This window comes from Amycolatopsis kentuckyensis (genome assembly GCF_002155975.1).
Classification (GTDB): domain Bacteria; phylum Actinomycetota; class Actinomycetes; order Mycobacteriales; family Pseudonocardiaceae; genus Amycolatopsis; species Amycolatopsis kentuckyensis.
In genome coordinates this window covers 1-16,524 of the sequence record NZ_MUMI01000405.1, presented here as the reverse complement: position 1 = coordinate 16,524, position 16,524 = coordinate 1, and the positions used below count along the sequence as shown (strand labels likewise).

Here is a 16,524-nt window from a genome sequence, read left to right as displayed (position 1 = left end):
CAGCCGAGCCGGCCCAGCAGCTCGCGTGGCACGATCCGCACCGGGAACGGCCGCTCGAGCTCGAGCGCCTCGTCGCCCGCCGCCTTGGCCACCTGCTGGTAGCAGCCGTCCGCGTCCAGCTCGAAGATCGTCAGCGCGGGCTCCTGGGGGTCGATCACCCAATAGCTTCCGGTCCCGAGCCGTTCGTAGGCCGCCTTCTTGGTGTTGAGGTCGTGGATCGCCGTGCTGGGCGACAGCACCTCGACCGCCAGCACCGGTGGCGCCGGGAGGTCCTGGTCCGTGAAGTCCTCGTCCAAGCCGACCAGGACGTCCGGCTGAAGCTCGATCCGGTCGCCCGAGCGCACCGCGAACGGCGCTCCGACCACCTCGAAATCAGGCGGGCACGCAGCTTCCAGTACGCCGTAGAGCCGGTAAGCGATCTTCTGATGTCTTCTTCCGGGCGCGGGGCTCACGATGAGCACCCCGTCGATGAGTTCGTGGCGTCGGCCATCGTCCGGCATCCCCTCGAGGTCGTGCACCGTCAGGGGGCCCGAATCGGCGGGATGCTCGATGTCTGCCATGGCCGTCATGGTGCTCTCCTTTCGCTCTTCGCACCAGAGGAGACCAGAGAGCACCGACAGAAACCGCATCGAACACGGGTTCGGCGCCCATATTCACTCGGTGGCGTGAATATGGGCGCCGCTGTCACATCAACAGAACAGTTACTTCTTCTTCCCGGAGTCGTCAGTGGACAGTGCGGCGACGAAGGCTTCCTGCGGAACCTCGACCCGGCCGACGGTCTTCATCCGCTTCTTGCCTTCCTTCTGCTTCTCCAGCAGCTTCCGCTTCCGCGAGATGTCACCGCCGTAGCACTTGGCCAGAACGTCCTTGCGGATCGCGCGAATCGTTTCGCGGGCGATGATCCGGGAACCGACCGCCGCCTGGATCGGGACCTCGAACTGCTGGCGCGGGATCAGCTCGCGCAGCCGCGTCGCCATCCGGTTGCCGTAGCCGTAGGCGGCGTCCTTGTGCACGATCGCCGAGAACGCGTCCACGGTTTCGCCTTGCAGCAGGATGTCCACCTTGACCAGATCCGAGATCTGCTCGCCGGCCTCTTCGTAATCGAGGGACGCGTAGCCGCGCGTACGCGACTTCAGCGTGTCGAAGAAGTCGAAGATGATTTCCGCCAGCGGAATGTTGTAGCGCAGCTCGACGCGGTCTTCCGACAGGTAGTCCATGCCGAGCAGGGAGCCGCGCTTCGTCTGGCACAGCTCCATGATCGTGCCCACGAACTCCGACGGCGCGAGGATGCTCACCTTCGACAGCGGCTCGTACACCTCGGCGATCTTCAGCCCGGTCGGCCAGTCCGACGGGTTGGTCACGACGACCTCGCTGCGGTCCTCGAGCACCACGCGGTAGATGACGTTCGGCGCCGTCGAGATCAGGTCGAGGCCGAATTCGCGCTCGAGCCGGTCGCGCGTGATCTCCAGGTGCAGCAGGCCGAGGAAGCCGCAGCGGAAGCCGAAGCCCAGCGCCACCGACGTCTCCGGCTCGTAGTCGAGCGCGGCGTCGTTGAGCTGGAGCTTGTCCAGCGCCTCGCGCAGCTCGGGGTAGTCGGAACCGTCCACCGGGTACAGCCCGGAGTAGACCATCGGCTTCGGTTCGCGGTAGCCGGCCAGCGCCTCCTTGGCGCCGTGGCGCTCGGAGGTCACGGTGTCGCCGACCTTCGACTGCCGGACGTCCTTCACCCCGGTGATCAGGTAGCCGACCTCGCCGACGCCGAGGCCCTTGCTCGGCTTGGGCTCGGGCGAAATGATCCCGACTTCAAGGAGCTCGTGCGTGGCGCCGGTCGACATCATCTTGATCTTCTCGCGCGGCGTGATCTTGCCGTCGACGACGCGGATGTAGGTGACGACGCCGCGGTAGGTGTCGTAGACCGAGTCGAAGATCATCGCGCGGGCGGGCGCGTCGGCGTCGCCCTGCGGCGCCGGGACCGTCTTCACGACCTCGTCGAGCAGCGCGCCGACGCCCATGCCGGTCTTGGCCGAGACCCGCAGCACGTCCTCCGGCTCGCAGCCGATGATGTGGGCCAGCTCACCCGCGTACTTGTCGGGGTCGGCCGAGGGCAGGTCGATCTTGTTGAGGACCGGGATGATCTGGAGGTTGTTCTCCAGGGCGAGGTACAGGTTGGCCAGCGTCTGGGCCTCGATCCCCTGCGCCGCGTCGACCAGCAGGATCGCGCCTTCGCACGCCTCCAGGGCCCGGGAAACCTCGTAGGTGAAGTCCACGTGCCCGGGCGTGTCGATCATGTGCAGGACGTGGTCCTGCCCGTCGACCTTCCAGGGCAGCCGGACGTTCTGCGCCTTGATCGTGATCCCGCGCTCGCGTTCGATGTCCATCCGGTCGAGGTACTGAGCGCGCATGGCCCGCTCTTCCACGACGCCGGTGAGCTGCAGCATGCGGTCGGCCAGGGTGGACTTGCCGTGGTCGATGTGCGCGATGATGCAGAAGTTCCGGATGAGCTCCGGAGGCGTGAAGGTGGTGTCGGCGAACGTCGTCACTCGAATGAGTCCTCGGAAAGTCGGGGATGGCCACCTCTATGGTCCCATGGCCCTCCGGGTGCGGTTGGGGGTCATCCCCGATGCGGGGTTTCGCGATCCGTGGTGCCCTCGAAGTATGAGCACTCCGCACCAGCCGGCACCCCCTCCCCAGCCGGAGACCAGCGGGTTCGCCCGCGTCCTCGACCGGACGTTCGGTCACCCCTCCGGCGCGCTCGGCCGCCTCGGTGGCTGGGTCATGGCCCGCGGCAACGCCGCGACGGAACACCGCGTCGTCGACCTGGCGAAGATCGAGCCGGACGAGACCGTCCTGGTCGTCGGGCCCGGCCCCGGCGTCGGCCTGGAGGCCGCCGCCCGCCTGGCCGGGCGCGCCGTCGGCGTCGACCCCTCCCCCGAGATGCTCACGCTGTGCCAGGAGCGCTGCGGCGACCGCGCCGAGCTGCGCGAAGGGTCGGCGGCGCACACCGGCGAGCCCGACGGGTCCGTCGACGTCGTCCTGAGCGTGAACAACGTCATGCTGTGGGAAGACCGCGCGGCCGGGTTCGCCGAGCTGTTCCGGGTGCTGCGCCCGGGCGGGCGGCTGCTGCTGTCCGCGCACGAGAAGTGGCTGCCCGTGAGCAGGCACGTCCTGGCCGACGAAGCCGCCGCCGCGGGCTTCGCCGACCTGCAGACCTGGACCTGGGAGCCGCCGGGGTTCGCCGCGCTCGCCGCGCAGCTGCGCGCGGTCAAGCCCGCCTAGCGGGTGTCCGTGCGGATCGGGTGCCCCTCGGGTACCTCGACCAGCACGATGCGCGTGCCGTCCGGATCGGCGATCCAGGCCTCGTCGAGGCCCCACGGCATCCGCTGGGCGTCCTGCACCGGCTCCAGACCCTTCGCCTTGAGGTCCGCGAGGGTGCCGGCCAGGTCCCGGACCTGCAGCCAGAGCACCAGATCGGGCGACGCGCCCGCCTCGCCCGCGCCGGAGACCTCCAGGGAGCCGTGGCCGAGGAAGAACACGGTGCCACCGGGGAACTCCCGCTCCACGGCCAGGCCGAGGGTGTCGCGGTAGAACGCGGTGGACGCGGCGGCGTCCCGCGGGCGGATCAGCAGCCGGCTCTTCAGGATCTCCATCCGACCATCCCTACCCGACGGGTTCAGGCGGCCGCAATCGCCGCGATGCCCGACAGCACGATCACCGACCCGGCCAGCCGCCGCACGGCGTCCCGCTCGCCCAGGACCAGCCACGCGGCGAGGCCGCCCAGCACGATGCTCAGCTCCCGGGCGGGCGCGACCAGGCTGACCGGCGCCATGGTCAGGGCGAACAGCACGAGGATGTAGGCGACCGGCGACAGGATCGCGACGAGGAAGACTTCGCGGCGCTGTTCGCGCCAGATCCGCGTCACCTCGGCGCGGTCGGCCAGGGCACCGGGCACGAGCAGCACGCTCTGCAGGACCGAACCGAGGCCGAAGTAGACGACCGGCGGCACGCCGAGGCCGGTCACGGAGTGCGCGTCCCAGAGTGTGTAGCCGGCGATGACGGCCCCGGTCAGCAGGCCGTAGCCGATCCCGGCTTTCACCGCCCGGGGGTCGTCCGCCTTGCGGCCGGTGCTGATCACCAGCACCCCGGCGACGACCAGGAACGCGCCGAGCAGGCCGAGCGGGCCGGGCCGCTCGCCGAGCACCAGGACGGCGGCCAGCACCGACAGCAGCGGCCCGGTGCCGCGCGCGACGGGGTAGACGACGGAGAGGTCGCCGACGCGGTACCCGCGCTGCAGCACGATGCCGTAGGCGATGTGCAGGACGGCGGTGACCACGGCGGCGAGCAGCCAGCTCCACTGTGGACGGTCAGGCCCGGCGACGATCAGCACGATCGTGATCGGCAGCAGCAGAACGGCGCCGACGGTGTAGTAGAGCCAGACGAACTGGGTGCCACCGGAGGAGATCCGCTTGGCGGCGAGGTTCCAGGCGGCGTGCACGACGGCCGCGACGAGGACGAGGGACAGGGCGGTGGCGTTCATGGGACCCCTTCGGGTTTTCGCGCGCGCGAAAACCGGGTCCTCCAGGCTTTTGCCCCGTCAGATGAACGACCGGCCGTCCGGGCCCGCCGATGGTGCCGCTCGGACCAGGCCCCCCGGTCCTGGTTGTGTCGAGCTGGGTACGCGGACCGGCGACGGAACCCTAGGCACTACCGCCGTCCACCGTACTCCCGGCTCCGGACGCCCGCGGCCCGGCTGTTAGAGTGATCGCTCGCTGCCCGTGCGGCATTCCGTCATGGAGGAAACCGGCTCGTCCGAGCCGGGCCACTTCAGCGCGGCGGCGAATCTCACCGAGTGAAACAGGAGTTGCCCTATGGCCAACATCAAGTCGCAGATCAAGCGCATCACGACGAACGAGAAGGCGCGTCAGCGCAACCAGGCGATCCGGTCCTCGGTGAAGACCGCGATCCGCAAGGTCCGCGAAGCCGCCGAGGCCGGCGACAAGGCCAAGGCCGTCGAGCTGCAGCGCGACGCCGCCCAGAAGCTGGACAAGGCCGTCTCGAAGGGCGTCATCCACGCCAACCAGGCCGCCAACAAGAAGTCCGCGCTCGCGAAGCGCGTCAACGCGCTCTGAGCTGGTTGATTTCTGGGAAGGCCCCGGCTTCGGCCGGGGCCTTCTTCGTGTCCGCGGCCTGCGCGGCCCACCGGCCGGTCGCGCTGCCTCCGGAATCGGCAGCGGTCAGCGGTCGCCCTTCGCCGCGGCCACCTCGAGGACCGCTCGTTCCAGCGCGTAGCCCGGGTCCGCCGCCACGCCCTTGACCTCGGCGTTCAGCCGCGCGACCACGCGCATCGCCGTCGCCAGCCCGTCCGGGTTCCAGCCGCGGGACTGGCCCTGCGCCTTGCGGATCTTCCACGGCGGCATGCCGAGCTCGCCCGCCAGCTGGTTCGGGTTGCCCCGGCCCGCGCCCGAGACCCGGGCGATCGTGCGGACCGCGTCGGCCAGCGCATCGGCGACCAGGACGTGCGGGACTCCCAGCTGCATCGCCCAGCGCAGCGACTCCAGCGCCGCCGCCCGGTCACCGCCGACCGCCTTCTCCGCGACCGCGAACCCGGTGACGTCGGCGCGGCCGCGGTGGTAGCGGCGGACCGCGTCGGCGTCGACGGTGCCGCCCGTGTCCGCGACCAGCTGCGTCGCCGCTGAGGAGAGTTCCCGCAGGTCGGAGCCCACGGCGTCGAGGAGGGCGGCCACGCCGGCCGGGTCGATCTTGCCGCCCACCCGGCGCACCTCGTGCCGCACGAACTGCTCCCGCTCGGCGGGCTTGGTCAGCTTCGGGCACTCGGTGACCTCGGCGCCGGCCTTCTTCAGCGCCGCCGGGAGCGACTTGCCCGCCTTGCTGCGGCCGCCGCCGGTGTGCACGACGACGAGCACGACCCCGTCCGCCGGGTCCTTCAGGTAGGCCGCGACGGCGTCGGCCAGCTCCTGCGAGATGTCCTGCGCCGACTCGAGAACGATCACCCGGCCTTCGCTGAACAGCGACGGGCTGACGAGTTCGGCCAGCTCAGGCGCTGTGAGATCGGACACCCGGACGCGGGTCAGCTCCGCGGTCGCGTCCATCGCGCGGGCGGCGGCGAGCGTCTCGCGGACGGCCCGCTCGATCAGCAGTTCTTCCTCCCCGAGCACCAGGTGCAGCGGGGCCGGGGCGGTAGCTTGCGCGGTCACCCGGGAATCCTCTCACTCGCGCTCTCGTGCCCCCGCTCCGGTGATGTCGGGCGGCCACCGTGGCACGGCCGGAGCGCGATGTCGTACGGTGTAGCCGAGGCAGCCCGCCCCGGAAGTTCCGGCGTGCGCGGCACCGACAACCGAATACCGCTCATCCAGAGGGGCAGAGGGAACGGCCCGACGAAGCCCCGGCAACCGGCGTACAGCCCGTCATCCCGCGATCGCGGGGTAGCTGACGACCACGGTGCCAATTCCGGCCCGCTTCGGCGGGGCAGATGAGGAAAGGAACCTCGCGATGACCGCCACCCTCGGCACGACCTCCACCACGAAGACCCCGGATCTCGGTCCCGCCGTCGAACTGGTGTCGAAGGAAGAGGGCCACCGGCAGCCGCTCGCTCCGGAGTTCGTCTCCGCCGAAGACTTCTCGCCGCTCGAGGTCGCCTACGACTTCGGCCGTGTCCGACGCGAGGACATCGAGGCCGGCCCCAAGAACATCTGGCGCTACAAGAAGCTCCTTCCCGTTCCGTCCAACGTCGAAGAGATCCCGAACACCGAGCCGGGCGCGACGCGGCTGGTCCGCGCCGACCGCCTCGCCAAGGAACTCGGCCTCAAGCGCGTGTGGGTCAAGGACGACACCGGCAACCCGACGCACTCGTTCAAGGACCGCGTCGTCGCCGTCGCACTGGCCGCGGCCCGCGAGTTCGGGTTCGAGGTGCTCGCGTGTCCGTCGACCGGCAACCTGGCCAACGCGACGGCCGCCGCCGCGGCCCGCGCCGGCTGGCGGTCGGTCGTGCTGATCCCCAAGACCCTCGAGCGCGCCAAGATCCTCACCACCGCGGTGTACGACGGCGACCTCCTCGCCATCGACGGCAACTACGACGACGTCAACCGCCTCGCCACCGAGCTCGCCGGCGAGCACCCGAAGTGGGCGTTCGTCAACGTGAACGTCCGGCCGTACTACTCGGAGGGCTCGAAGACGCTGGCCTTCGAGGTCGCCGAGCAGCTCGGCTGGCGCATCCCGCCGCAGATCGTCGTCCCGATCGCCTCCGGTTCGCAGCTGACCAAGGTGGACAAGGGTTTCCGCGAGCTGGGTCAGCTCGGTCTCGTGGACGCCAGCCCGTACAAGGTGTTCGGCGCACAGGCCACCGGCTGTTCGCCGGTGTCGGCCGCGTTCCGCGCAGGCCACGACGTGGTCCAGCCGGTGAAGCCGGACACGATCGCCCGTTCGCTGGCGATCGGCAACCCGGCCGACGGCCCGTACGTGCTCGACATCGTCAACCGCACCGGCGGCGCGATCGAGGACGTCTCCGACGAAGAGGTCGTCGAGGGCATCCGCCTGCTGGCCCGCACCGAAGGCATCTTCACCGAGACGGCGGGCGGGGTCACCGTCGCCACGGCGAAGAAGCTGGTCGAGACGGGCAAGCTGGACCCGGACGCCGAGACGGTCCTGCTGATCACCGGCGACGGCCTCAAGACCCTCGACGCCATCGAGAACCACGTGGGCCCCAAGGCCACCCTGCCGCCCTCGGCCGCGGCCGTGAACAAGGCCCTCGGCTACTGAGCTCCAGCCGGGGCGGGCACTGGCTCGCCCCGGCGCGGCTCCCGTGCCGCCTCCCGCCCGGCGGGGCAGGCCGTCATCGGCGAGGTGGCCCGCGCGGCTCGCCACGGCGGGCGATCGCCGTTCCGGCGACCACCGCGGTGTCGCCGTCCACGTCGGTGCGGGTGACTCGCGCCCCGAGCGCCACCAGGGTGTCCATTGTGGACTTACTGGGGTGGCCGTACGTGTTTCCCGCCCCCACGCTGACCAACGCCACCCGCGGGGCCACCGCCGCGAGGAACGACGGCAGCGAGTAGCGGCTGCCGTGGTGGGGCACCTTCAACACCTCCGCCTTCAGATTTCCGATGTCGGCCAGCAGATCCGCCTGCGCGGCCAGTTCGACGTCGCCGGTCAGCAGGACCCGGCCTGCCGTGGTCTCCGCTCGGAGCACCACCGAGCTGTTGTTGATCGTCGTGCCGTCCTGTGGCCCGTCTGTGCGCGCCGGGACATAGCGCGGGCCGAGGACTTCGAGTGCCAAGCCCGGCCAGTCCAGCCGCTCCCCCGGATTCAGTTCCACCAGCGGCACCGCCCGCCGGGTCGCCTCGGCGGCGACCTGACGCCACGCCCACCCCGGCGACCGCCCGGGGCCGACGGCGATCGCGCCGACCGTGCGGCCGTCGAAGACGGACGCGAGCCCGCCGATGTGGTCGGCGTGCAGGTGGCTCAGCACCAGCAGCGGAATCCGGTCGATGGCCAGCCGGTGCAGGCACTCGTCGACCGGCCCCGGCTCGGGCCCGGCGTCGACGACCACCGCGCGCCCCGGCTCAGCGGTCGCCAGCACGACGGCGTCGCCCTGACCGACGTCGCACTCGACCATCGCCCAGTTCCGCGGCGGCCACGCCGGCGCCAGCACCCGGACCGGCACGAACACCAGCAGCACGCCGGCGACGAGCACGGCCATCAGCACCCGCACCGGCCGGTGCCGGACCGCGAGCACCAGCACCACGAGGACGGCGGCGGCCAGGAAACCGCCCGCCCAGCCGCCCGGCCAGGCGATGACCGCGCCCGGAGCCCGCGCGCCGTGCCGGGCCACCGTGATCAGCCAGCGCGCCTCCGGGTCGGCCAGGTGGACCAGGACCTTTCCGGCGCCCGGCCACCACGGACCGGTGACCGTCGCCAGCACGCCGAGCACCGTCGCCGGGGCCACGACCGGTGCGGCGAGGACGTTGGTCAGCACCGAAACCAGGCTCACCGATCCCGCCATGCCCGCGAGCACCGGTGCTGTCACCAGGAAGGCCGCCAGCGGAACGGCCAGCCCTTCCGCGAACCCCGGCGGGATCCCGCGGCGGACCAGGACGTCGGCCCAGCGAGGTGCGAGCAGGACCAGCCCACCGGTGGCGCAGACCGACAGCGCGAAGCCGAAGTCCGTGGCCATCGCCGGATCCGCCACGACCAGCAGGCACACCGCGAAGGCCAGCGCGGGCAGCGCCGAACCGCGGCGTCCCAGGGCCAGGGCCAGCAGCGCCACGGCTGCCATGACACCGGCCCGCAGCACACTCGGCTCCGGGCCGACGAGGACGAGGAACCCGGCCAGGCACGTTCCGGCCGCCGCAGCCGACAGCCGGGGACCGAGCCGCAGCAGGCGCAACAGGAGCAGGACCGCCCCGCAGACGACCGCGAGGTTACCCCCGCTGACCGCGGTGAGGTGGGCGAGTCCGGCGGAGACGAACTCCTGCTCGACTCGCGGGGACAACGCGCTCGTGTCGCCCAGCACCAGGCCCGGGAGGAGACCCGCGGGTTCGTCCGGAAGGGCCTGGCACAGGTCGTGGAGACCGGCGCGCAGTTCGGCCGCCGCCCGCTGCCACCAAGGTGCTGGGCCCGGTTCCGCCGGCGGGCCGCGTACCGAGAGCACCGCCACGGTCAGGTCCGCGCCGCGCGGCGGCATCAGCAGTCCGGTCGCGGTCACTTCTTGGCCTGGTAGCAGGGACGTCCACTGCTCGACCGGGGCCAGCAGCAGGACGCGGCCGAACGAGGTGACCGGCCGGCCGTCGACCGATGCCGTACGGACGTCGGCCGCGAGGACGACCGCCCGGGCACCCGCTTGCCGGTCGGCGTACCCCGCGCTGCGCACGGGTTTCGGCCGCTCCGCGACGATGACCCGCAACGCCGCGGGCAGGCCTTCTGCCGCGGAGGCGCGAAGCTCGTCGCGCTGGGCGTCGCGGATCCGCCAGGAGATCGGCCCGGCGGCCAGGAGGCCCAGGATCAGGAGGGCCGCTGCCGTGTCGCGGGCCCGGGGGTGGTTGCGGGCTCGCCACAGGACGAGGCCGGCGAGGACTGCCGAGGCGAGCCCGGTGGCGGCGGCCGTTCGCCAGCCGAGCAGCAAGCTGGCCAATGCTGCCAGCCAGCACGCCGCGGCCGCCGGGACGAGGCGCATGTCCTGCCGGGTGTCGGTGACTGGGAGGGTGCTCATGCTGCCCTCACCTCCTGAGGGAGAGCGATCTCGGGCACGCCGCTGGTGTGGGCTGCGGCCAGCCAGGCGTGCGCTAGCTGGAAGGTGCTCATCCGACCGCCACCTCCCACGAGGAAGCGAACTCGAGCACACCGCTGGCCTGAGCCGCAGCCAACCAGGCGTGCGCGCGCCACCAGGTGGGCCATCCGACCGCCACCGCCAGCAAGTGAGCGAAGCCGCTTTCGAGAGGCAGGGGCGATCGGCCTGCCGCGTCCGCCGGTCCGCGAGCGGATCGCGTTCGCCGAGGAGACCGTCTGGGCGGCACTGTGGACATGGGCAGGCCGCGAGTCGCTGCTCGATGGCGAGCCCATGCCGCGGAGTAGGCGCGCGTACTGCTGGGTGTCTGCGGTGAGAGAGCTGCTCATCCGGACACCACCGCCGCCGCGAGAGCGAACCCGCGCTCGCGAGGCGAAGCCAATGGCCTGCCCTGTCCGCCGGTGCGCGAGCGACTCGCGCAGATGGCGGGAGACCGGCCGGCCGGCGCCGCGGGTGCGGGCAGGTGACGAGTCGCTGCTCGATAGCGAGCCCATGCCGGCGAGTAGCCGGACGGCCTGGCGGGTGTCGGCCAGCGGGATGGTGGTCATCCGACCGTCACCTGCTCTCGCAGGCGAGCGAACTTGCTTTCGCCGATGCCTTCGACGTCCCGCAGCTGCTCCACCTTCGTGAAGCCGCCGTGGTCCGTTCGCCACTGGACGATGCGCTTGGCCATCACCTCGCCTACTCCCGGCAGCGTGTCCAGCTGGGTCGCCGAGGCCGTGTTGAGGTCGACCTTGGCGCCGGGTGCCGGGGAGCCCGGGTCCGGAGGCGTTGCCGGCGCCGGGATGCCGACCGCCAGCTGCTCTCCGTCCGCTACCTTGCGGGCCAGGTTCAATGCGCCCACGTCCGCTCCCGGCTCGGGGCCGCCTACCGCGCGCAGCACGTCCGCCACGCGGGAGCCCTGGGGCACCGTGACCAGGCCCGGTGACCGGACGCGGCCGATCACGCTGATCACCAGGCCCGGCGGAGGTGCGGCGCGTGCCTCCGCCGCCGGTTTTGCCGCCGTCAGCGCGGGCGGTGGCTCGGGTGGCGGACCGCCGCCCACCAGCGCGACCGCGCCGAGGACGATCGCCACCACCGCGGCGAGGACGCCGGCCACTGCCCACCGGCGGCGGCCTGCCGCGGCCGGTCCGCCCGGCAGCCAGCGCCGGATCAGCCGGCCTCCTGGGCCGACCGTGCTCGCATCGGGCGAGAGCTGGTCGGCCAGCCAGGAGAGCCGGTCGTTGACGGGTGAGCCCGGATCCCGGGCGGACTGCTCGAACACACGATCGACGTTAGGGCGCGTGGGGAGGGGTCCGACAGGGGTGGCGGCGCGTCCTGTGGACAACCGGGGTGTTGTGGATGGATTTCCGGCGCCGAGTCCGGAACCTGGTGTTTCAGTCGTGCCCGGGCGCTGTGCGCGGGATCGTCCGCTGGACGACCACACCCAGCACCCCGGGGCCCGTGTGCGCCCCGATCACCGCGCCCAGCTCGGAAACCACGCAGCCCGCCGAGCGCGGCACGGCCTCTTCGAGCCGGTTCGCCAGCTCGACCGCCCGCTCCGGCGACGCCAGGTGGTGGACCGCGAGTTCGACGTCGTCGTCGGCCGCCGCCTGGGCCGCGAGCTCGACCAGGCGCGCGACCGCCCGGTTCATCGTGCGGACCTTCTCCAGCGGCAGGATCCGGCCGTCGGACATGTGCAGGACCGGCTTCACCGCCAGCGCCGTGCCCAGCAGCGCCGCCGCCGGGCCGATCCGGCCGCCGCGGCGCAGGTGGTCCAAGGTTTCCACCACGAACAACGTCGACGAGCAGCCGGCCGCCGTCACCGCGGCGGCTTCGACGGCGGCCGCCGAAGCTCCGCCGGAGGCGGCCGAAGCGGCGTGCAGCGCAGCGAACCCGAGCCCCATCGCCGTGGTCCGCGAGTCGACGACACGGACCCGGTCCGGGCCCACCTCCTGCGCCGCGAGCACCGCCGCTTCCCAGGTGCCCGACAGCTCGCGCGACAGGTGCACCGACACGATCGCGTCCGCGCCGTCGGCGAACGCCGCCTGGTACTCCTTCACGAACTCGGTGGGCGTCGGCCGCGACGTCGTGACGATCTTCCGCTGCTTCATCGCCTCCGCGACCGCCGCCGGTCCGGTCTCGACGCCGTCGAGGGAGACCACGCCGTCAACCAGGACGTGCAGGGGCACCACCCGGACCGCGTGCCGTTCGGCGAAGCCCTCCGGCAGGTGGGCGGTGGAATCCGTGACTACGGCGACCGACACGCCGTCAGCCTACGTGGCCGGGGGTCAGCACCGGCGCCATCAACACGGACATCGCGTCACCCACCGCGGCGTGTCCCTTCCAGCCCCAGTGCATGCCGTCCGGGTTGCCTTCGCCGCCGAGGACGTGCTCCCCCACGACGGCTTCGAGGTCCAGCAACGGGACTCCGGCTCGAGCGCCCCAGGCCGTCATCGCCGCCGCCGCGGCCGGGCGCGCCGTGTGCACGCCGCCGTAGGCCGCGGCGCGGTGGACCGACGGCAGCCAGCCGAAGATCGGCAGCTCGGGCCGCAGGACGCGCAGCGCGCCCACGGCGGTGTCGAGGTACTGCACGGTGAGCTTGGCCGGCAGCACCGCGGGCCGGCCGCGCAATGCCACCGCCAGCCGCGGTTGCGCCGCGAGATAAGCCTTGCGCACGACACGCCGCACCGGGTCGGGCCTCAGGTACCGCAGCCCCGTGCGCAGGTAGGTCGGCAACGGCGAGGGCAGCGTGTCCATGCTGCCGATCGCGAGCACGACCGCGTCGACGTGGTGCAGGTCGGCCCAGACGCGCGGGTCGCCGGTCAGCGACCACCAGACGTCCCGGGCGTTCCAGCCGATGCCCGCGACGAGGTCGGCGGTGCCGCCCAACGCCGCCGCGGCCACGTTGGGCCACAGCCGCGGCTCGTCCGCGGCGCAGGGTCCTTCGGGACCGTGAAAGCTCAGCGAATCGCCGAACACCAGCAGGCGCGGCCCCATCGGCTAGCCGTGCATCCCCGCGTTGTAGGCGTGCAGCCGCCACTTCCCGTCGCGACGGCCCAGCTCGACCCAGTGGCAGTTCGAGATCCCGCCGAGCGACGGCCAGGTCTCGACCGGCAGGGCCAGCAGCCGCGCGGTCAGCGCGATGATCAGCCCGCCGTGCGCGGCCAGCAGCACGGTGTCGCCCGCCGCGGAGTTGGCCTGCTGCAGGTCGGTGACGACCTCGCCCGCGCGGTCCGCGACGTCGACCCGGCTCTCGCCGCCCGGCGGGGCCCAGGTCGCGTCGGTGCGCCAGCGGGCGCGTTCACCGGGGTAGGCCTGGTCGACCTCCTCGCCGGTGAGCCCCTGCCACTCGCCCAGGTGCGTCTCGCGCAGCCGCTTGTCGATCCGCAGCGGGACGCCGATGGCGTCGGTGAGCACGGTGGCGGTGTCGGTGGCCCGGCGCAGGTCGGAGGCGATGACGAGGTCCGGGGAGAAGCGGGCCAGCGCGGGCACCGCGAACCGGGCCTGGTTCCAGCCGCGCGGGGTCAGCGCCGAGTCGAGGTGACCCTGCATCCGCCCGGCGGCGTTGTAGTCCGTCTCGCCGTGCCGCCAGAGCACCAGCCGCCGCGGGCTCACGGGACGTCCGGGTCCTCGTCGGCGGGTGGCTCCTCCAGGCCGGCCACCTCGATGCGCGGGCAGTCCTTCCACAGCCGCTCCAGGCCGTAGAAGGTGCGCTCTTCGACGTGCTGGACGTGCACGACGACGTCGACGTAGTCGAGCAGCACCCAGCGCCCTTCGCGGGCACCTTCGCGGCGGACCGGCTTGTGGCCGTTCTCCCGCAGTTTCTCTTCGACGTTGTCGACGATCGCGCCGACCAGCCGCTCGTTGGACGCGGAGGCGATGACGAAGGCGTCGGTGATGACGAGCTGTTCGGACACGTCCAGCACGACGACGTCGCTGGCCTTCTTGTCCGCCGCCGCGTGGGCGGCCGCTACGGCCAGCTCTCGTGCCTCGGACGTGGCTGCCACAGTGCTCCTTTTCCGGATCGGGTTCGCCCGAGAAGGGTACCCGCAGGCACCGACAGTGGTTCAGTCGCTCTTCCGGTAAAGGTCCTTTTTGGCGATGTAGCGGACGACGCCGTCGGGGACGAGGTACCAGACCGGCTCCCCGCGTTCGACCCGATCGCGGCAGCCGGTGGACGAAATGGCCATCGCGGTGACCTCGACGAGACTCACCTTGCCGCTGGGCAGGTGGTGGGAGTTGAGCCGGTAGCCGGGCCGCGTGACGCCGATGAAGTGCGCGAAGTCGAACAGCTCGTCGGCCTTGTGCCAGGTCAGGATCTGTTCGAGCGCGTCGGCGCCGGTGATGAAGAACAGCTCGTCTTCGGGGTACTCGGCGTGCAGGTCGCGCAGGGTGTCGACGGTGTAGGTCGGGCCGCCGCGGTCGATGTCGACGCGGCTGACGGAGAAGACCGGGTTGGACGCGGTCGCTATCACCGTCATCAGGTAGCGGTCCTCGGCCTTGGTCACCTCGCGAGCCGTCTTCTGCCACGGCTGCCCGGTGGGGACGAAGATCACTTCGTCGAGCCCGAACCGGGACTGGACCTCGCTGGCCGCGACGAGGTGGCCGTGGTGCACGGGGTCGAAGGTGCCGCCCATGACCCCGATCCGCCGTGGTGACATGACCGGAGAGCCTATAAGGCCGGGCGCCGCGCGGCCCGGTGCTCTTCGCCACCCCGCCCGACCGGGCAAAAGCTGTGATTCAGGTCACAATACGGCCCGTATTCGTCGCGAACCCTCCGTTCGCGGCGCCGCCGATTCCCGATCTGTCGGTGTCATGGGGTAGACGTGGGGACGTGGACACGACCAGCACCACCTCAGCCCTCCGCGACCGCGCCGAGACCCTCCTCCGGGCGCTGGCCGGCGACGCGGCGAAGCTGCGCGAAGACCAATGGACCGCCATCGAGGCCCTGGTCGCGCAGCGGCGCCGCGCGCTGGTCGTGCAGCGCACCGGCTGGGGCAAGTCGGCGGTGTACTTCCTGGCCACGGCGTTGCTGCGTGAGCAGGGCAGCGGGCCGACGGTCATCGTCTCGCCACTGCTGGCGCTGATGCGCAACCAGATCTCGGCGGCGGCGCGGGCCGGGATCCACGCGGCGACGATGAACTCCGCGAACCCGCAGGAGTGGGACCAGGTCCAGGCGTCGGTCGCGGCGGGCGAGGTGGACGTCCTGCTGGTCAGCCCCGAACGGCTGAACAACCCGGACTTCCGCGACAACGTGCTGCCGAAGCTGACCGCGAGCACCGGCCTGCTGGTGGTCGACGAGGCACACTGCATTTCCGACTGGGGCCACGACTTCCGGCCGGACTACCGGCGCCTGCGGACGCTGCTGGGCGACCTGCCGGAGGGTGTGCCGGTGCTGGCGACGACGGCGACGGCGAACGATCGCGTGGTCACCGACGTCGCCGAGCAGCTGGGCCTCGGCACCGGGACGGACACGCTGGTGCTGCGCGGCACCCTCGACCGGGAAAGCCTGCGGCTGTCGGTGTGCCGGCTGCCGACGTCGCAGGCGCGGCTGGCGTGGCTCGCGGAGCACCTGGCCGAGCTGCCGGGGTCCGGGATCATCTACTGCCTGACCGTCGCGGCGGCGCACGACGTCGCGGCGCTGCTGAAGGACCGCGGTTACCCGGTGGCGGCCTACACCGGCAAGACCGACCCGGCCGACCGGCAGGCGGCCGAGGACGACCTGCTCGGCAACCGCGTCAAGGCCCTGGTCGCGACGTCCGCGCTGGGCATGGGGTTCGACAAGCCGGACCTCGGGTTCGTCGTGCACCTCGGCGCGCCGTCGTCGCCGATCGCCTACTACCAGCAGGTCGGCCGCGCCGGGCGTGGTGTGGAGCGGGCCGAGGTCGTGCTGCTGCCCGGCGAGGAGGACAAGGCGATCTGGGCGTACTTCGGGTCGCTGGCCTTCCCGGACGAGCTCCGGGTGTCCCAGGTGCTGAACACCCTGGAGTACGCCGACCGTCCACTGTCGACCGCAGCACTCGAGCCGTCGGTCGAGCTTTCCCGGTCCCGGCTGGAAATGGTGCTCAAGGTGCTGGACGTCGACGGCGCGGTCCGGCGCGTCAAGGGCGGCTGGACGAGCACGGGCGAGGAGTGGCAGTACGACCGCGGTCGGTACCGGCGGGTCGCCGAGGCGCGCGACCGCGAGCAGGAGGCGATGCTCGGCTACCTCGCCACCGGGGGCTGCCGGATGGAGTACCTGCGCCGCC

General features: G+C 72.0%; 16 protein-coding genes and 1 riboswitch. Of the genes, 4 read left to right on the top strand and 12 right to left on the bottom strand.

Going from position 1 to position 16,524, the window contains the following annotated elements:
- Both CCN39_RS33605 and lepA read right to left on the bottom strand, forming a co-directional pair.
- On the bottom strand, window positions 1-569 hold a 569-nt coding region (locus tag CCN39_RS33605; protein ID WP_086848876.1), incomplete at its 3' end, for a Uma2 family endonuclease.
- A 132-nt stretch (window positions 570-701) separates the two neighbouring features.
- Window positions 702-2,540 carry a translation elongation factor 4 gene (gene lepA / locus CCN39_RS33600; RefSeq protein ID WP_086848874.1) on the bottom strand — a complete coding sequence of 613 codons (1,839 nt, stop codon included), beginning with the start codon at window positions 2,538-2,540 and terminating at the stop codon, window positions 702-704.
- A 115-nt stretch (window positions 2,541-2,655) separates the two neighbouring features.
- Here lepA and CCN39_RS33595 point away from each other — a divergent pair, with 115 nt between their 5' ends.
- The gene (locus CCN39_RS33595; RefSeq protein ID WP_086848870.1) at window positions 2,656-3,276 is read left to right on the top strand and encodes a class I SAM-dependent methyltransferase; all 621 of its coding nucleotides are present in this window, start codon (window positions 2,656-2,658) and stop codon (window positions 3,274-3,276) included.
- Here CCN39_RS33595 and CCN39_RS33590 read toward each other — a convergent pair.
- The gene (locus tag CCN39_RS33590; protein WP_086848868.1) at window positions 3,273-3,647 is read right to left on the bottom strand and encodes a VOC family protein; all 375 of its coding nucleotides are present in this window, start codon (window positions 3,645-3,647) and stop codon (window positions 3,273-3,275) included. The two genes, CCN39_RS33595 and CCN39_RS33590, sit on opposite strands and share 4 nt — an antisense overlap.
- Window positions 3,648-3,670: 23 nt before the next feature.
- On the bottom strand, window positions 3,671-4,534 hold the full coding sequence (locus tag CCN39_RS33585) for a DMT family transporter (protein WP_086848866.1): 864 nt from the start codon (window positions 4,532-4,534) through the stop codon (window positions 3,671-3,673).
- A 331-nt stretch (window positions 4,535-4,865) separates the two neighbouring features.
- Between CCN39_RS33585 and rpsT the strand changes: the two genes are divergently transcribed.
- On the top strand, window positions 4,866-5,126 hold the full coding sequence (gene rpsT / locus CCN39_RS33580) for a 30S ribosomal protein S20 (RefSeq protein WP_013228460.1): 261 nt from the start codon (window positions 4,866-4,868) through the stop codon (window positions 5,124-5,126).
- A 105-nt stretch (window positions 5,127-5,231) separates the two neighbouring features.
- On the opposite strand, the gene holA is transcribed toward rpsT, so the two are convergent.
- Window positions 5,232-6,212: a DNA polymerase III subunit delta gene (holA, locus tag CCN39_RS33575; protein WP_086848864.1), complete on the bottom strand. Its 981-nt coding sequence runs from the start codon at window positions 6,210-6,212 to the stop codon at window positions 5,232-5,234.
- A gap of 148 nt (window positions 6,213-6,360) precedes the next feature.
- A riboswitch (SAM riboswitch) is annotated at window positions 6,361-6,494 on the top strand.
- Window positions 6,495-6,507: 13 nt separating this feature from the next.
- Here holA and thrC point away from each other — a divergent pair.
- Window positions 6,508-7,773 carry a threonine synthase gene (gene thrC / locus CCN39_RS33570; protein WP_086848862.1) on the top strand — a complete coding sequence of 422 codons (1,266 nt, stop codon included), beginning with the start codon at window positions 6,508-6,510 and terminating at the stop codon, window positions 7,771-7,773.
- Window positions 7,774-7,846: 73 nt separating this feature from the next.
- Here thrC and CCN39_RS33565 read toward each other — a convergent pair whose 3' ends face one another.
- The 7 genes from CCN39_RS33565 to nadD form a co-directional block, all read right to left on the bottom strand.
- On the bottom strand, window positions 7,847-10,219 hold the full coding sequence (locus CCN39_RS33565; protein ID WP_086848860.1) for a ComEC/Rec2 family competence protein: 2,373 nt from the start codon (window positions 10,217-10,219) through the stop codon (window positions 7,847-7,849).
- 619 nt (window positions 10,220-10,838) lie between these two features.
- Window positions 10,839-11,558: a ComEA family DNA-binding protein gene (locus tag CCN39_RS33560; protein ID WP_086848858.1), complete on the bottom strand. Its 720-nt coding sequence runs from the start codon at window positions 11,556-11,558 to the stop codon at window positions 10,839-10,841.
- Window positions 11,559-11,670: 112 nt separating this feature from the next.
- Window positions 11,671-12,540 (bottom strand): DegV family protein, encoded by an 870-nt coding sequence (locus CCN39_RS33555; RefSeq protein WP_086848856.1) that lies wholly within the window; start codon window positions 12,538-12,540, stop codon window positions 11,671-11,673.
- 4 nt (window positions 12,541-12,544) lie between these two features.
- On the bottom strand, window positions 12,545-13,273 hold the full coding sequence (gene octT, locus CCN39_RS33550; RefSeq protein ID WP_086848855.1) for a diglucosylglycerate octanoyltransferase: 729 nt from the start codon (window positions 13,271-13,273) through the stop codon (window positions 12,545-12,547).
- 3 nt (window positions 13,274-13,276) lie between these two features.
- Window positions 13,277-13,891, bottom strand: a complete 615-nt coding sequence (locus CCN39_RS33545) for a histidine phosphatase family protein (protein WP_086848853.1) — start codon at window positions 13,889-13,891, stop codon at window positions 13,277-13,279.
- A complete protein-coding gene (gene rsfS, locus CCN39_RS33540) occupies window positions 13,888-14,283 on the bottom strand; it encodes a ribosome silencing factor (RefSeq protein ID WP_086848852.1) in 396 nt (131 codons plus the stop codon). The genes CCN39_RS33545 and rsfS overlap by 4 nt, the downstream gene beginning before the upstream one ends.
- A gap of 60 nt (window positions 14,284-14,343) precedes the next feature.
- The gene (gene nadD / locus CCN39_RS33535; protein ID WP_242547171.1) at window positions 14,344-14,913 is read right to left on the bottom strand and encodes a nicotinate-nucleotide adenylyltransferase; all 570 of its coding nucleotides are present in this window, start codon (window positions 14,911-14,913) and stop codon (window positions 14,344-14,346) included.
- A 197-nt stretch (window positions 14,914-15,110) separates the two neighbouring features.
- On the opposite strand from nadD, the gene CCN39_RS33530 reads away from it, so the two are divergent.
- On the top strand, window positions 15,111-16,524 hold a 1,414-nt coding region (locus CCN39_RS33530), incomplete at its 3' end, for a RecQ family ATP-dependent DNA helicase (RefSeq protein ID WP_086848847.1).

Excerpts from the sequence above, each read along its gene's own strand:
- CCN39_RS33595 (WP_086848870.1), top strand. The coding sequence starts at position 2,656 with ATGAGCACTCCGCACCAGCCGGCACCCCCTCCCCAGCCGGAGACCAGC.
- CCN39_RS33590 (WP_086848868.1), bottom strand. The coding sequence starts at position 3,647 with ATGGAGATCCTGAAGAGCCGGCTGCTGATCCGCCCGCGGGACGCCGCC.
- CCN39_RS33585 (WP_086848866.1), bottom strand. The coding sequence starts at position 4,534 with ATGAACGCCACCGCCCTGTCCCTCGTCCTCGTCGCGGCCGTCGTGCAC.
- rpsT (WP_013228460.1), top strand. The coding sequence starts at position 4,866 with ATGGCCAACATCAAGTCGCAGATCAAGCGCATCACGACGAACGAGAAG.
- thrC (WP_086848862.1), top strand. The coding sequence starts at position 6,508 with ATGACCGCCACCCTCGGCACGACCTCCACCACGAAGACCCCGGATCTC.
- CCN39_RS33565 (WP_086848860.1), bottom strand. The coding sequence starts at position 10,219 with ATGAGCACCCTCCCAGTCACCGACACCCGGCAGGACATGCGCCTCGTC.
- octT (WP_086848855.1), bottom strand. The coding sequence starts at position 13,273 with ATGGGGCCGCGCCTGCTGGTGTTCGGCGATTCGCTGAGCTTTCACGGT.
- nadD (WP_242547171.1), bottom strand. The coding sequence starts at position 14,913 with ATGGGCGGCACCTTCGACCCCGTGCACCACGGCCACCTCGTCGCGGCC.